Origin of the sequence: Streptomyces fulvorobeus, assembly GCF_013167895.1 — a bacterium.
Classification (GTDB): Bacteria; Actinomycetota; Actinomycetes; order Streptomycetales; family Streptomycetaceae; genus Streptomyces; species Streptomyces fulvorobeus.
Genome location: NZ_BLWC01000001.1, coordinates 4,902,092 through 4,917,271, shown reverse-complemented (window position 1 = coordinate 4,917,271; position 15,180 = coordinate 4,902,092). Strand labels below are relative to the sequence as shown.

Annotated in this window: 10 protein-coding genes and 1 riboswitch; of the genes, 4 read left to right on the top strand and 6 right to left on the bottom strand. The window is 72.5% G+C overall.

Features of this window, described 5'->3' with window-relative positions; all coding sequences use genetic code 11:
- Nucleotides 1–52 precede the first annotated feature (52 nt).
- Entirely contained in the window at nt 53–2,899 is a 2,847-nt protein-coding gene (locus tag Sfulv_RS22075; protein WP_173316282.1) for a bifunctional acetate--CoA ligase family protein/GNAT family N-acetyltransferase, read from the bottom strand.
- A gap of 161 nt (nt 2,900–3,060) precedes the next feature.
- On the opposite strand from Sfulv_RS22075, the gene Sfulv_RS22070 reads away from it, so the two are divergent.
- Complete coding sequence (locus tag Sfulv_RS22070) at nt 3,061–3,342, top strand: HPr family phosphocarrier protein (RefSeq protein WP_173316281.1); 282 nt, start codon at nt 3,061–3,063, stop codon at nt 3,340–3,342.
- Between the two features lie 160 nt (nt 3,343–3,502).
- Here the strand turns inward: Sfulv_RS22070 and Sfulv_RS22065 are convergent, their stop codons facing one another.
- From Sfulv_RS22065 to Sfulv_RS22050, 4 genes are all read right to left on the bottom strand, one after another.
- Nucleotides 3,503–4,207 (bottom strand): GntR family transcriptional regulator, encoded by a 705-nt coding sequence (locus Sfulv_RS22065; protein ID WP_173316280.1) that lies wholly within the window; start codon nt 4,205–4,207, stop codon nt 3,503–3,505.
- A gap of 193 nt (nt 4,208–4,400) precedes the next feature.
- Nucleotides 4,401–5,192 (bottom strand): M23 family metallopeptidase, encoded by a 792-nt coding sequence (locus tag Sfulv_RS22060; RefSeq protein ID WP_173316279.1) that lies wholly within the window; start codon nt 5,190–5,192, stop codon nt 4,401–4,403.
- Nucleotides 5,193–5,205: 13 nt separating this feature from the next.
- A riboswitch (cyclic di-AMP (ydaO/yuaA leader) is annotated at nt 5,206–5,370 on the bottom strand.
- Between the two features lie 241 nt (nt 5,371–5,611).
- On the bottom strand, nt 5,612–6,994 hold the full coding sequence (locus Sfulv_RS22055) for a M16 family metallopeptidase (RefSeq protein ID WP_173316278.1): 1,383 nt from the start codon (nt 6,992–6,994) through the stop codon (nt 5,612–5,614).
- A gap of 26 nt (nt 6,995–7,020) precedes the next feature.
- Nucleotides 7,021–8,391 carry a M16 family metallopeptidase gene (locus tag Sfulv_RS22050; protein WP_173316277.1) on the bottom strand — a complete coding sequence of 457 codons (1,371 nt, stop codon included), beginning with the start codon at nt 8,389–8,391 and terminating at the stop codon, nt 7,021–7,023.
- 248 nt (nt 8,392–8,639) lie between these two features.
- On the opposite strand from Sfulv_RS22050, the gene Sfulv_RS22045 reads away from it, so the two are divergent.
- Complete coding sequence (locus Sfulv_RS22045) at nt 8,640–11,090, top strand: DNA gyrase/topoisomerase IV subunit A (RefSeq protein WP_173316276.1); 2,451 nt, start codon at nt 8,640–8,642, stop codon at nt 11,088–11,090.
- A gap of 17 nt (nt 11,091–11,107) precedes the next feature.
- Here Sfulv_RS22045 and Sfulv_RS22040 read toward each other — a convergent pair whose 3' ends face one another.
- Nucleotides 11,108–12,670, bottom strand: coding sequence for a GTP-binding protein (locus tag Sfulv_RS22040; RefSeq protein ID WP_178134760.1), 1,563 nt, complete (start codon nt 12,668–12,670; stop codon nt 11,108–11,110).
- A gap of 61 nt (nt 12,671–12,731) precedes the next feature.
- Between Sfulv_RS22040 and Sfulv_RS22030 the strand changes: the two genes are divergently transcribed.
- Complete coding sequence (locus tag Sfulv_RS22030) at nt 12,732–14,402, top strand: ATP-binding protein (protein WP_173316274.1); 1,671 nt, start codon at nt 12,732–12,734, stop codon at nt 14,400–14,402.
- Nucleotides 14,399–15,076, top strand: a complete 678-nt coding sequence (locus Sfulv_RS22025; RefSeq protein WP_173316273.1) for a DUF7342 family protein — start codon at nt 14,399–14,401, stop codon at nt 15,074–15,076. Before Sfulv_RS22030 ends, Sfulv_RS22025 begins: the two co-directional genes overlap by 4 nt.
- Nucleotides 15,077–15,180: the final 104 nt, after the last annotated feature.

Here is a 15,180-nt window from a genome sequence, read left to right as displayed (position 1 = left end):
GGGGCCTGGTGGCTGCCGGGCACGCCGTGCGGCAGGTGCCGCCGCGGGGCGCTCAGTAGCTGGGGAGGCGCCGGGGGCCGAGGTCGCCGCGGGCCGGGGGCGGGGCGAGGCGGACGCTCGCGCCGAGGACGGTCAGCCCCTGAGTGGCGACGACCACGGGTTCGAGGGCGACGGAGACCACCTCCGGGTGGTCGTCGACCAGCCGTGACACGCGCAGCAGGAGCTCTTCGAGCGCCGGGGTGTCGGCGGGGGCGGAACCGCGCCAGCCGAAGAGCACGGGGGCCGCCTTGATGGACCTGACCAGCTCGGCGGCGTCCCGGTCGGTCGCCGGGACCAGCCGGTGGGCGGTGTCGCCGAGCAGTTCGGAGGGGGCGCCCGCGAGGCCGAAGGAGAGCACCGCCCCCGCCGCCGCGTCGATCGAGGCGCGCACGACGGTGTCCACCCCGCGCGGTGCCATGGACTGGACGACCGGCTGGAGCTCGGCCGGCTTGCCGAGGAGCTCGGTCAGCTCGGCGTACGCCCGCCGCAGCTCGCCCTCGTGGGCGAGGTCGAGCCGGACGCCTCCGAGGTCGGCGCGGTGGCGCAGGTGGGGGGCGGTGGTCTTGAGCGCCACGGGGTAGCCGAGCCGCTCTGCGGCGGCGACCGCCTCCTCGGGGTGCGGCGCGGGCAGGGTGGGGCGGACGGTGATGCCGTAGGAGCCGAGCAGCTCGCCGGCCTCGTCGTGCGTGAGGGGGCGGCCGCGGGGGTCGGGGTCCGGGCCGAGCAGGGCGGCGATCAGGCGGGCGGCCCGGGCCTCTTCGACGTCGTCGAAGTCCGGCACCCTGCCGGGGGCGGCCGCCTGGCGGCGCCACTGGGCGTACCTCACCGCTTCGGCGAGCGCCCGTACGGCCCGCTCGGCGGCCGGGTAGGCGGGGATGCGCCCGACCTGGGCGGGGGTGTTCGCGGCTGTCTCGCCGGGGGGCGCGGTGACCGCGGTGTCCCGGGCGGGCCCCGGCACCGCCCTCGACGCGTCGCGGGCGGGGGCGGCGGTGCCCGCGGCAGCCGCCAGCGCGTCGGCCAGGCCGCCGAGCTCCACGTGGACCACGGCCACGGGCTTGGCGGGTCCGGTGGCCGCCGCTTCGCGCAGGGCCCCGGCCAGAACCTCGCCGTCGCCCGTCTCCGCCTCCCCGTTCTCCCCCACCCAGGGGATCGCGGTGACGATCACGGCGTCACAGGTCTGATCGCTCAGTGCCTCGGCCAGCGCGTCGCGGAAGTCCCGCGGGCCGGCCGCGGTGGTCAGGTCGCGGGGCGGGCGCGGGCGCAGCCCTTCGGCCAGGCACGCGTCGTAACTGAGCAGGCCCAGCGACTCCGAGTTGCCCAGGATCGCCACGCGCGGGCCGGCCGGGAGCGGCTGGCCCGCGAGGAGGAGGCCCGCGTCGACCATCTCCGTCACCGTGTCGACGCGGATCACGCCCGCCTGCCGCATCAGCGCGGAGACCGTCGCGTCGGGAATCCGGCTGACGGGCACCGCGTGGCCCGGCGGGTTGGAGCCGCTGTGGCGGGCGCCCTTGACCACGACGACGGGCTTCACGGCGGCGGTCCGGCGCGCGAGGCGGGTGAACTTGCGCGGGTTGCCGAGCGATTCGAGGTACAGGAGGGCGACATCGGTGTCCGGGTCCTCGTACCAGTACTGGAGGAAGTCGTTCCCGGAGACATCGGCCCGGTTGCCCGCCGAGATGAACGTGGAGAGGCCGGCACCGCGCCGGTGGAGCCCGGAGAGCAGGGCGATGCCGATGGCGCCCGACTGGGTGAAGAGCCCGATACGGCCGGGAGCGGGTGACTCGGGGGCGAGGGAGGCGTTCAGCCGGACGGCCTCGGACGTGTTGATGATGCCGAAGGCGTTCGGGCCGATGATCCGCATGCCGTACGAGCGTGCCTGGCGGACGAGTTCGCGCTGGCGCTCGCGCCCTTCGGCGCCCTGTTCGGCGTAACCGGCGGAGACGACGACCAGTCCCCGGACACCGTGCTCACCGCAGTCGGCGACGGCCTCGGGCACCCGGTCGGCGGGCACGGCGAGGACCGCGAGGTCGACCCGCTCGTCGATCTCGCCGACCGACCGGTGCGCGGGGACGCCGTCGATCTCGGCGAGGTCCGTGCCGAAGGCCCGGTTCACGGCGTACGCGCGTCCGGTGTAGCCGGAGCCGAGGAGGTTGCGCAGGACGGTGCGGCCGACCCCGCCGGGGGTGCGGCCGGTGCCGACGACGGCGACCGTCCCGGGGGCCAGGAGCCGCTGCACCGACCGCGACTCGGCGCGCTGCTCGCGGCCGCGCTGGACGGCAAGGGACTCCGCGGTCGGTTCGAGGTCGAGCGTCAGGTGGACGGAGCCGTCCTCGAAGCTGCGCTGCTGGGTGTATCCGGCGTCCGTGAACACCTTGATCATCTTGTTGTTGGCGGGCAGCACCTCGGCGGCGAACCGGCGGATGCCCCGTTCACGGGCGACCGCGGCGATGTGTTCGAGGAGCGCGGAGGCCACTCCGCGGCCCTGGTGGGCGTCCTGCACGAGGAAGGCGACCTCGGCCTCGTCGGCGGGCGCGGTGGCGGGCCTGCCACGGTCGTCGATGCGGTCGTAGCGGACGGTGGCGATGAACTCGCCGCCCGTCGTGACGGCGAGACCGACGCGGTCGACGTAGTCGTGATGGGTGAAGCGGCGCACGTCCTTGGCGGAGAGACGCGGATACGGGGCGAAGAAGCGGTAGTACTTCGACTCGTCGGAGACCTGCTCGTAGAAGCTGACCAGCCGCTCGGCGTCGTCGGTCGTGATCGGCCTGATGCGCGCGGTGCCACCGTCGCGGAGCACCACGTCCGCTTCCCAGTGGTCGGGGTACGCGTGATGCGGACTCTGCTCCGGCGTGGGCTGCATGGGCAAAGCCTACGGCGGACGCACCGGTCGCGGAGGGGTCGGGGCCGGGGCAGTCTGAGGGTGCCCGACCGGCCGCCGCGGCGGGGCCGGGACCGGGCACAGCAGTGCGCACTGCATGAGAGACTGGTCTAGACAACCACTGATTCGTGAAGGGCAGAACCATGGCTGAGCGCCGCGTCAACGTCGGTTGGGCCGAGGGCCTGCACGCCCGCCCCGCTTCCATCTTCGTCCGTGCCGCCACGGCCTCCGGCGTCCCCGTGACGATCGCCAAGGCCGACGGCAACCCGGTCAACGCCGCGTCCATGCTCGCGGTGCTCGGCCTGGGCGCGACCGGCGGCGAGGAGGTCGTGCTGGCCTCCGACGCGGACGACGCCGAGGTCGCCCTGGACCGGCTGGCCAAGCTGGTCGCCGAAGGTCTTGAGGAGCTTCCGGAGACGGTCTGATTCCGCTCGGATCAGCCCGGTATCAATTCCGCGACCGAGTCGCGGCACCCTGAACGGGTGCCGCGACTTTTTCGTTTCCGGAAAAGCCGCTCGAAAGATCGCATTCGGGCAGCACGAAGAAAGCCCCGTCCCATTACCTTCTTTGTATACGGTGCAATTGTTAATGACGGACGCCCGCGATGTTTACGCCGTGTTGCGAAGTGCTCACCCGGGAGGGCACGGTGCCCCGTGGGGCGCGGTCGGGGCGGCGCAGCCGGTGGGCGGCGATCGCGCGCTCGGCGTGCTGGACCGCCAGCACCCTCGCGCGGTCCGCGTCCCCCCGGGCTACCGCGTCCACGATCGCGCCGTGCTGCGCCCAGGACTCCGCGGGGTGTGCGGGCTGCTCGACCGCGTACATCCAGGCGATCTTGTGCCGGAGCTGGGTGAGCAGCGCGATGAGTCCCGGGCTGCCCGAAGCCTGCGCCAACGTCTCGTGGAACCAGCCGCCCAGGGAGCGCAGATCCTCCCCCTCTCCGCGCCGCACCCGCTCCTGCCCCAGCCTGACCAGGCCGCGCAACACCTTGAGGTGCGCCTCCGTGCGCCGCTGGGCGGCCCGCGCGGCGGCGAGCGGCTCCAGCAGCATCCGGACCTCCAGGAGGTCCGCCGCCTCCCGCTCGGTGGGCTCGGCCACGCACGCGCCGGCGTGCCGGCGTGTGACGACGAACCCTTCGGACTCCAGTGTGCGCAGGGCCTCACGCACCGGGACGCGCGAGACCCCGTAACGACGCGCGAGCAACTCCTCGGTGAGGCGGCTGCCGCGATCGAAGACACCCGAGACGATGTCGTCACGGATTGCCGTGCATACCGAATGCGCGGGAATGCGCATGTCCGAACCTCCGCCTTAATCCCCGCGTAACGCGGCCGATCGACGCCTGTTCTGCGACTCTATTGCAATGAGCCCGAATTTCCGACGGCGGAACGGAATCCAGGGATATCTTCTGGCCACGGAAGGGCCGGGGGCCCGGAAGGCCCCGGCGGAGAGCCGGGGCCTTCGGGGAGTGCGGGGTGCGGCGCGCGGGTCAGACGTTCACGCCGTGCGCGCGCAGGTACGCGACGGGGTCCATGTCGGAGCCGTACTCCGCGGTGGTCCTGGCCTCGAAGTGGAGGTGCGGTCCTGTGGAGTTGCCCGTGGAGCCGGAGAAGCCTATCCGCTGCCCCGAGGTGACGCTCTGGCCGACGGAGACGCCGACCGAGGAGAGGTGGCCGTACTGGGTGTACGTGCCGTCCGCCATCCGGAGCACGATGTTGTTGCCGTAGGCCCCGCCCCAGCCGGCCTCGACGACGGTACCGGCGCCGACCGCGACGACGGGGGAGCCGGACGCGGCGCGGAAGTCGACGCCCGAGTGGCTGCCGGAGGACCAGAGGGAGCCGCCGGACCGGTAGCCGGTGGTGACGTAGGAGCCGGCGACCGGCAGGTGGAACGAGGTCAGCCGCTCACGCTCGGCCGCGCGGGCGGCGCGGGCCTCAGCCTCGCGGGCCTCAGCGGCACGGGCCGCCGCCTTCCGCTCGGCCTCGGCCTTCGCCCGGGCCTTGGCCTGGGCGACGGCCTTCGCCTTCGCGACGGCCTCCGCCTGCTGCTCCTGCGCCTTCGCCTGGGCGGCGATCTGCTCGGCGAGGGTGCCGTCGATGGCGACGGCCTGGGTCAGGCCGGTGTCGCCGACGGTACGGGTCTCGTCCGCGGCGAGGGCCGGGGAGGCCGTTCCGCCGATGACGCCTGCGGTGGCCAGAGCGGCGATGCCTGCGACCCGGGCGCTCTTGCGCGTCAGGCGGCTCGGGGCACGGTGCTTCCCGGTGGCACGGGTGAACGCCATGGAGGGGCTGATCCTTTCCTTCCTTCTCGCCTACCGGGTTAGCTGACGGGTTCGGAGCAGGAAGGTCTCCTACGGACTCCTCCGCCACGAGGGCGCAGACGTCCGATTCACCCCAGGGACTTCGTGGGTCCCCGGCTCCCCAGGCTCACGCCTGACGGGGACTCGGCGATGGCTGCCCGGCGCCACGGATGCGGCATACACACGGCGGACAGCCGGACCGACGCTAAATGGGGCGCCTTTCGATCACCAAACGGACAAGCCGGTTTGTCGCACATCCCACAGAACAGACAGGTAACCACCCCATCAATTCGGACAAAATGCAGGGACCCGGGCGGGGAGTTGCCCGCCCGGGTCCCTTTCGTTCGCACGTGCGCGTGCACCCGAGACCTTCGCGCGTACGCCGGAGAACCGGCCGGCTGTCAGCCGCTGACGACCGACACCTCGCCGATGCCCAGGGCGCGGACCGGGTCCGCGATCTGGGAGGCGTCACCGACCAGCACCGTGACCAGCCTGTCCACCGGGAAGGCGTTGACCACGGCGGCCGTGGCCTCGACCGTGCCCGTCTCGGCCAGGCGCGCGTACAACTGCGCCTGGTAGTCGTCCGGGAGGTGCTGCTCGACCTGGTCGGCGAGGGTGCCCGCCACCGAGGCCGCCGTCTCGAACTTCAGCGGGGCGACCCCCACGAGGTTCTGCACGGCCGTCTCGCGCTCGGCGTCGGTGAGTCCCTCGGCCGCCAGGGTCCGCAGCACCTTCCAGAGGTCGTCGAGCGCCGGTCCCGTGGACTCCGTGTCCACCGAGCCGCTGATGGCGAGCATCGCCGCTCCGGTGCGCCCGGAGGAGGTGCCGGGAGCCGTCGAGCGGAGCACCTGCGCGAAGGCGCGTACCCCGTAGGTGTAGCCCTTCTCCTCGCGCAGCACCCGGTCCAGCCGCGAGGTGAGGGTGCCTCCCAGGCAGTACGTACCGAGGACCTGGGCGGGCCAGACGCTGTCGTGCCGGTCGGCGCCGATGCGGCCGATCAGCAGTTGCGTCTGCACGGCGCCGGGACGGTCCACGATCACCACGCGGCCGCGGTCGTCGGCGGTGACGGGTGGCGCCTGGCCGGGCTCGGCGGAGTCGCCCGACCAGTCACCGACGGTCTCGGCGAGGAGCGCGTCCACGTCGACGCCGGTCAGGTCGCCGACGACGACGGCCGTCGCGGTGGACGGGCGCACGTGCGCGTCGTAGAAGGCGCGCACGGCCGCCGCGTCGATCCGCCGCACCGTCTCCTCGGTGCCCTGGCGTGGACGCGACATGCGCGCCGTGGCGGGGAATAGCTCCTTGGCGAGCTGCTTCGCCGCACGCCGGGCGGGGTTGGCCTGCTCGTGCGGGATCTCGTCGAGGCGGTTGCCCACGAGACGCTCGATCTCGCTCCCGGAGAACGCGGGCGCCCGCAGTGCCTCAGCGACCAGCCCGAGGGCCTTGGCCAGCCGGGAGACCGGAACCTCCAGGGAGACCCGTACACCGGGGTGGTCGGCGTGCGCGTCGAGGGTCGCGCCGCAGCGCTCCAGCTCCGCGGCGAACTCCTCCGCGGAGCGCTTGTCCGTGCCCTCGGACAGGGCGCGCGCCATGATCGTGGCCACGCCGTCGAAGCCCTCGGGTTCCGCGTCAAGCGGCGCGTCGAGGAAGATCTCCACCGCGACCACCTGCTGGCCGGGGCGGTGGCAGCGCAGCACGGTGAGACCGTTGGGCAGGGCGCCGCGCTCGGGCGCGGGGAAGGCCCACGGCCTGGCCACGCCCGGGGTCGGCTGCGGGTGGTACTGCATCGCTACTCCAGTCACAGCGGCGTCGCTCACTGCTCCGCCCCCTCGTGCGTGTCGGTACCGGCTCCGGCGTCGTCAGCGTCGCCGCCGGCCGGGACCTCGATCGGTTCGTAGACCAGGACCGCCCGGTTGTCGGGGCGCAGGCACGCCCTGGCTGCCGCCTGGACCTCCTCCGCCGTGACGTCGAGGACCCGCTGCACGGCCGTCAGGGCCAGCTGGGGGTCGCCGAACAGCACCGCGTAACGGCACAGTTCGTCGGCGCGGCCCTCGACCGTGGCGAGCCGGTCGAGCCACTCGCGCTCCAACTGCGCCTGGGCCCGCTCCATCTCCTCGGGCGTGGGCCCCTCGGCGGCGAACCTGGCCAGCTCCTCGTCGACCGCGGCCTCGATCTCCGGCACCTCGACGCCGCCGGACGTCTTGACGTCCAGCCAGCCGAGCGAGGGCGCTCCGGACAGCCTCAGCAGCCCGAATCCGGCGGCCACCGCCGTACGGTCGCGGCGGACCAGCCGGTTGTGCAGCCGGGAGGACTCGCCGCCGCCGAGCACGGTCAGCGCCAGGTCGGCGGCGTCGCACTCCCGGGTGCCGTCGTGCGGCAGCCGGTAGGCGGCCATCAGCGCGCGCGCCGGGACCTCCGCGTGGACCACTTCGCGCAACTGCTCACCGATGATGCCGGGCAGCGTGCCGTCGCGCGGCGGCTGCTTGCCGTCGTGGGCCGGGATGGAGCCGAAGTACTTCTCGACCCAGGCGAGCGTCTCCTGCGGGTCGATGTCGCCGACCACCGAGAGCACCGCGTTGTTGGGCGCGTAGTACGTACGGAAGAAGGTGCGCGCGTCCTCCAGGGTCGCCGCGTCCAGATCGGCCATGGAACCGATCGGGGTGTGGTGGTACGGGTGGCCCTCCGGGTAGGCGAGGGCCGTCAGCTTCTCGAAGGCCGTGCCGTAGGGAACGTTGTCGTACCGCTGGCGGCGCTCGTTCTTGACGACGTCGCGCTGGTTCTCCATGGACTCCTCGTCGAGCGCGGCGAGGAGCGAGCCCATGCGGTCGGCCTCCAGCCAGAGCGCGAGCTCGAGCTGGTGCGTGGGCATGACCTCGAAGTAGTTGGTCCGCTCGAAGCTGGTCGTGCCGTTCAGCGAACCGCCGGCTCCCTGCACGAGCTCGAAGTGCCCGTTCCCCTTGACCTGCCCCGAACCCTGGAACATCAGGTGCTCGAAGAGGTGAGCCAGACCGGTACGCCCCTTGACCTCGTGGCGTGAACCGACGTCGTACCAGAGGCAGACAGCGGCGACCGGGGTCAGATGGTCCTCCGAGAGCACCACACGCAGGCCGTTGGCCAGGCGGTGCTCGGTCGCTGTTCTGCCGCCGGAGCCGGCCTGGGCTGTGGCCGTGTGACCCATGGGCATGTACGTCCCTTCGATCGCGATACAGGTTTTTCTGCCGGACCTGCCACTCTAGGCAAGCGCACAGGCACCTGGCGAAGTTCCCGATCCGTGGATGTTGTCGTAGATGCTGCCGTAGACGGAGCCTCCCGCGGGGCTCCGGGGGCCGCATCGGACGGGTCGAGGTCGGCGTTGTCAGTGCGGCGGTCCACAATGGTCCGCGTCAGAACCTGAGGTTGCCGAACAGAATCCGTGAAGGAGTCGCAGCAGCGATGGCCCGCCGCAGCACGAAGACCCCGCCGCCGGACGACTTCGAGGAGAGAATCCTCGATATCGACGTCGTCGACGAAATGCAGGGCTCCTTCCTCGAGTACGCCTACTCGGTGATCTACTCCCGGGCCCTGCCCGACGCCCGCGACGGCATGAAGCCGGTGCACCGCCGCATCGTGTCCCAGATGAACGAGATGGGGCTGCGCCCCGACCGCGGCTATGTGAAGTGCGCCCGCGTCGTCGGTGAAGTCATGGGCAAGCTGCACCCGCACGGCGACGCGTCGATCTACGACGCGCTCGTACGCATGGCCCAGCCGTTCTCGATGCGCCTCCCGCTCGTCGACGGACACGGGAACTTCGGCTCGCTCGGCAACGACGACCCGCCGGCCGCCATGCGGTACACCGAATGCCGTATGGCCGACGCCACCTCGCTGATGACCGAGTCGATCGACGAGGACACCGTCGACTACCAGGCGAACTACGACGGCCAGGAGCGGGAGCCGGTCGTCCTGCCCGCCGCGTACCCGAACCTCCTGGTCAACGGCACCACCGGGATCGCGGTCGGCATGGCGACCAACATGCCGCCGCACAACCTGGGCGAGGTCATCGCCGCCGCCCGCCACCTCATCAGGCACCCGGGCGCGGACCTGGAGACCCTGATGCGGTTCGTCCCGGGTCCCGACCTGCCCACCGGGGGCCGGATCGTCGGCCTGGGCGGGATCAAGGACGCGTACGCGGCAGGACGCGGCACCTTCAAGATCCGCGCCACGGTCGCCGTGGAGGACGTGACGGCCCGCCGCAAGGGGCTCGTCGTCACGGAACTGCCCTTCACCGTCGGACCGGAGAAGGTGATCGCCAAGATCAAGGATCTCGTCTCGGCGAAGAAGCTCCAGGGCATCGCCGACGTCAAGGACCTCACCGACCGTTCGCACGGTCTGCGCCTGGTCATCGAGGTCAAGAACGGCTTCGTGCCGGAGGCGGTGCTGGAGCAGCTGTACAAGCTGACGCCGATGGAGGAGTCCTTCGGCATCAACAACGTGGCGCTGGTCGACGGCCAGCCGCTCACCCTGGGGCTCAAGGAGCTCCTCGAGGTCTACCTCGACCACCGCTTCGAGGTGGTGCGCAGGCGCAGCGAGTTCCGCCGCACCAAGCGCCGCGACCGGCTGCACCTGGTGGAGGGCCTGCTCGTCGCGCTCGTCGACATCGACGAGGTCATCCGCATCATCCGGGACAGTGACAACTCGGCGCAGGCGAAGGAGCGGCTCATCGAGCGCTTCTCGCTGAGCGAGATCCAGACGCAGTACATCCTGGACACTCCGCTGCGCAGGCTCACCCGGTTCGACCGCATCGAGCTGGAGAGCGAGCGCGACCGGCTCAACACCGAGATCGACCAGCTGACCGCCATCCTCGACTCGGACGCGGAGCTGCGCAAGCTCGTCTCCTCCGAACTGGCCGCGGTCGCGAAGAAGTTCGGCACCGACCGCCGTACGGTGCTGTTGGAGTCGGCCGGTTCGCAGGTCGCCTCCGTACCGCTGGAGGTGGCGGACGACCCGTGCCGGGTGCTCCTCTCCTCCACCGGGCTGCTCGCACGTACGGCCAACGCGGACCCGATCGTGATCGGCGAGGACGCCAAGCGAGCGAAGCACGACGTGATCGTGTCCTCCGTGCCCGCGACGGCCCGCGGCGACATCGGTGCGGTCACCTCGGCCGGCCGGCTGCTGCGGCTCGCGGTGATCGACCTGCCGCGCCTTCCGGACACCCACGCCGCGCCCAACCTGTCGGGAGGGGCGCCGGTCGCGGAGTTCCTCTCGCTGGAGACGGGTGAAGAGCTGATCTGCCTCACGACGCTGGATGAGGCGTCACCCGGTCTCGCGATCGGCACCCTCCAGGGCGTGGTGAAGCGTGTGGTGCCCGACTACCCGTCCAACAAGGAGGAGTTGGAGGTCATCTCGCTCAAGGAGGGTGACCGGATCGTCGGGGCGAGCGAGCTGCGCACGGGCGAGGAGGACCTGGTCTTCATCACCTCCGACGCCCAGTTGTTGCGCTACCCCGCCGCACAGGTGCGCCCGCAGGGCCGCCCGGCGGGCGGAATGGCGGGCGTGAAACTGGCGGCCGGCGCCCAGGTGCTCTCGTTCGCCGCGGTGGACCCGGCGGCGGACGCGGTGGTGTTCACGGTGGCGGGATCGCACGGCACGCTGGACGACTCCGAGCTGACGTCGAAGCTCACGCCCTTCGACCAGTACCCGCGCAAGGGCCGGGCGACCGGCGGGGTGCGCTGCCAGCGCTTCCTCAAGGGCGAGGACGTCCTCGTCTTCGCCTGGGCCGGCCCGCTCCCCGCACGGGCGGCGCAGAAGAACGGGACGCCGGCCCAGCTGCCGGAGCCCGACCCGCGCCGGGACGGTTCCGGCACCCCGCTGACGAGCCCGGTCGCGGTGATCGCCGGACCGGTGTAGCGGGCGCCCTCCGGACGCTAGGGGGTGTCCGGTGCCTGTTCCACGTAGCGCAGGACACCCCACATGCTCCGCTCCAGGTCGGCGTCCTGCGCCATGTCCGGGCCGGGCCGGGCGCTTTCGCGGCAGCCGGAGAGCTCTTCGCGCAGGGCCTCCGCGTCGATGCCCGACCCGATCAGCACGAGCTGGGTGAGCCTCGGCTCACCCCGGCCCCACTGCTGCGGGACGAAGCGCAGGAACCGGCCGACCGCGTGCAGGGCGTACCTGTTGTCCCGGTCCCCCGCCCCGAAGTCGGCGAACCCCTTGATCCGGTACAGCCCCTCGGGCCGGGTGTCGAGGAAGCTCATGAAGCGGCGGGGGTCCAGGGGGACGTCCGAGGTGAAGGAAACGCTCTCGTACGCCGTGTGCAAATGGCCGGGGTGCTCCGCGCCGGCCTCCGCCGCCCGTTCCTCCAGGAAGAGGTCCTCGAAGGTCAGCTGACGCGCCCCCTCGTCCTCGTCGGGCCGCTGGACGGGGTCGAAGAGCAGCCCGGGATCGATGCGCCCGTACGCGGCGGAGACGACGGCCGCGCCGCTGCCCGCCGCCGTGACGGCCTCGCGCAGCCGTGCGTGTTCCGCCTCGTCGACCCGGTCGCTCTTGTTCAGTACGACGAGGTCGGCCACCGCGAGGTGGCGGTCGACCTCCGGATGGCGCTCCCGGGTGCCCTCGAACTCGGCGGCGTCGACGACCTCGACCAGTCCCCCGTACCGGATGCGCGGGTTGTCGCTGGCCAGGAGCATGCGGACGAGCTCCTGGGGCTCCGCGAGGCCGCTCGCCTCGATGACGATCACGTCGAGGCGGGCGGACGGCCTGGTCAGGGTGTCCAGATAGGTGTCCAGTTCGCTCGCGTCGACGGCGCAGCACAGGCAGCCGTTGCCCAGCGAGACCGTTGAGCCGACCTGTCCCGCGACGGTCATGGCGTCGATCTCGATGGCACCGAAGTCGTTGACGATCACGCCGATCCGGTTGCCCGCGCGGTGCTGGAGCAGGTGGTTGAGCAGCGTTGTCTTTCCTGAGCCGAGGAAGCCCGCCAGGACGATGACCGGGATCTGCGGGGTGCGGGGCGGGGTCAACGGGGGCCTTCCTCGTGGTCGGTCGGGGTGCCGGGACCGGCTGGGGCGCGGGCGGGTCGCCGGGCGGATGATCTGCGAGTCCTCCGCCTGCTCCAGGATATTGGCGCTCCAGCCGACCACACGCGCCGCACAGAAGGTGGCGGTGAACATCTCGCGCGGCGGTCCGCAGAGCTCTAAGACGACCGCCGCGCAGAACTCGACACCGGTGTGCGGCTCGCGGCCCGGCTCCAGTGCGGCGAGGACCGCCTCCACGCGCCGTTCCGCCTCGACCGCGAAGTCGACGAGAGGGCCGCCGAGGCTCTGGGCGAGGGAGCGCGGGGATCTGGACCGGCGAGATCCGGCCAGGCTCGCGGTGCTCGCCGTCGCGTGCGGTATGCGCGCCGGAGGAGTACGCGGGACGCCCCCTGCCCGTACGGCCCAGCGGGCGGTACGGGGGCCCCCGCCTCCGCCGCTGTACCCATCGCGGGCCACCGGGTAGCCGCCCTTGCCGGGGGATTTCGGAAAGGAACCGGCCGCCCCTTACCTTCGTACGGTGAACGCCCCGCCGACCACCGCCCGGGGACCCCGCCGGCTCGGCTGGCCGAAACGGGTCTTCTCCCAGGTCCTCCTGGTCCAGCTGACCATCATCACCGGAGTGACGGTGCTGGTCACCGGCCTCTTCCTGGCTCCCCTCAGCGCGCAGCTCGACGACCAGGCGATGCGGCGCGCCCTCGCCATAGCCCAGAGCACCGCCGCCCAGCCCCGGATCGCCGCGTCCCTGCTGACCACGGAGCCCACACCGTTCGGCCCCGCGCAGACCGCTGCCGAACGGATCAGGAAGGCCACCGGCGCGGAGTACGTCGTGGTCCTGGACCGGCACGGCGTGCGCTGGTCGCACCCCGAGCCCCACCAGATCGGCAGGGTCGTCTCCACCGATCCCCGCGCGGCACTCGCGGGCCGGGACGTCATGGAGATCGACAGCGGCACGCTCGGCCGCTCCGCGCGCGGGAAGGTACCGCTGCGCGACGCGTCGGACCGGATCGTGGGGGCGGTCTCCGTCGGTATCGCCTATGACAGCGTCCGCGCCCGGCTGCTGGCGGCGATCCCGGGGCTGCTCGCCTATGCGGGCGGGGCGCTGGCCGTCGGCGCGCTCGCCGCGTATCTGATCTCCCGGCGTCTCCAGCGGCAGACCCACGACCTGGCGTTCTCCGACATCTCGGCGCTGCTGACGGAGCGCGAGGCGATGCTCCACAGCATCCGCGAAGGGGTCGTCGCCCTCGACGGGAGCGGCCGCATCCGGCTGCTGAACGACGAGGCGCAGCGCCTGCTCGGTCTGGGCCCGGACGCCGCGGGCCGCCCGCTCGACGAGGCCCTGGGTGAGGGCCGGACCGCTGACGTGCTGGCGGGCCGGGTGGTCGGGGACGACCTGCTGACCGTGTGCGGCAACCGGGTGCTGCTCGCCAACCGGATGCCGACCGACGACGGCGGTGCCGTGGCCACCCTCCGCGACCGCACGGAGCTCGAACACCTCGGCCGCGAGCTCGACTCCACCCGCGGCCTGATCGACGCGCTCCGCGCCCAGGACCACGAGCACGCCAACCGGCTGCACACCCTCCTGGGCCTGCTGGAGCTGGAGATGCACGACGACGCGATGGAGTTCGTCACCGAGGTCGTCGGGGTCCACCGCGCGACCGCGGAGCAGGTCACCGAGCGGGTCGGCGATCCGCTCCTCGCCGCGCTGCTCGTCGGCAAGGCCACGGTCTCCGCCGAGCGCGGGGTCGCGCTGCGCATCGCGCCGGACACCCTGCTCCCGGACCGCCTGGTGGACCCGCGCGGCCTGGTCACGGTCCTCGGCAACCTCGTCGACAACGCGCTGGACGCGGCGGCGGGATCGGCGGACGCCCTCATCGAGGTGGGGCTCCGGGCGCAGGAGCGTACGGTGGTCATCCGGGTACGGGACAGCGGCTCGGGAGTTCCGTCCGGCCGGCGCGAATCCATCTTCACGGAGGGCTGGTCCACCAAGGAGCTCCCGGCGCACGGCAGGCGCGGCCTGGGTCTCGCCCTGGTACGCCGGCTCGCGGAGCGCCAGGGTGGAAGCGTGGCCGTCGAGACGGCAGCGGAGGGCGGGGCGGTGTTCACGGTCGTCCTGCCCGAGGCCCTGTACCAGCCCGCGCCCCCGGGCACTCCGGACGCCCCGCTCGCGACGACGGGAGAGACCCCGTGATCGAGGTGCTGATCGTCGACGACGACGTCCGGGTCGCGCAGATCAACGCGGCCTACGTCACCAGGGTGCCCGGTTTCCGGGTGGCCGCCCAGGCCCACACCGCCGCCGAGGCGCTCGCCAGGATCGCGGAGGTCCCCGTCGACCTGGTCCTGCTCGACCACTACCTGCCCGACCGCAACGGCCTCTCCGTCGTCCGGGAACTGCGTGCGCTCGGCCACCAGACCGACGTGATCATGGTGACGGCGGCGCGCGATGTCGCCACGGTCCGGGCCGCGATGCGGCACGGCGCGCTCCAGTACCTGGTGAAGCCGTTCACGTACGCGGGCCTGCGCACCAAGCTGGAGGCGTACGCGGCCCTGCACCGCACCCTCGAAGGCGGCGGGGAGGCCGAGCAGACGGAGGTGGACCGGCTCTTCGGTGCTCTGTGGACGGTCGGTGAGCCCGACCTCCCGAAGGGGCATTCGCCGACCACCGCCGAGCTCGTCCGACAGGCGTTGCGGACCGCCGGTCAGCCACTCTCGGCGCAGGAGATCGCGGAGAGTGCGGGGATGAGCCGGCAGACCGCGCAGCGCTATCTGAAGCTGCTTGAGCGGACCGGCCGGGTCCGGCTGACCCTGCGGTACGGCGAGACGGGCCGCCCGGAGCACCGCTACACCTGGGCCACCGGGAGCTGACGCGGTCCGTTCACACGGCCCCGGCCCCGGTCAGGGAGTTCGGCCACCTGCGTCAGGGGCCCGCCCCGGGGTGCGGGGGGACCCCTGACGGGACGGACGCCGAG

What these genes read in the sequence shown, in the direction of transcription:
- Sfulv_RS22075 (WP_173316282.1), bottom strand. Translation starts at nt 2,899, where the DNA reads ATGCAGCCCACGCCGGAGCAGAGTCCGCATCACGCGTACCCCGACCAC.
- Sfulv_RS22070 (WP_173316281.1), top strand. Translation starts at nt 3,061, where the DNA reads ATGGCTGAGCGCCGCGTCAACGTCGGTTGGGCCGAGGGCCTGCACGCC.
- Sfulv_RS22065 (WP_173316280.1), bottom strand. Translation starts at nt 4,207, where the DNA reads ATGCGCATTCCCGCGCATTCGGTATGCACGGCAATCCGTGACGACATC.
- Sfulv_RS22060 (WP_173316279.1), bottom strand. Translation starts at nt 5,192, where the DNA reads ATGGCGTTCACCCGTGCCACCGGGAAGCACCGTGCCCCGAGCCGCCTG.
- Sfulv_RS22055 (WP_173316278.1), bottom strand. Translation starts at nt 6,994, where the DNA reads ATGCAGTACCACCCGCAGCCGACCCCGGGCGTGGCCAGGCCGTGGGCC.
- Sfulv_RS22050 (WP_173316277.1), bottom strand. Translation starts at nt 8,391, where the DNA reads ATGCCCATGGGTCACACGGCCACAGCCCAGGCCGGCTCCGGCGGCAGA.
- Sfulv_RS22045 (WP_173316276.1), top strand. Translation starts at nt 8,640, where the DNA reads ATGGCCCGCCGCAGCACGAAGACCCCGCCGCCGGACGACTTCGAGGAG.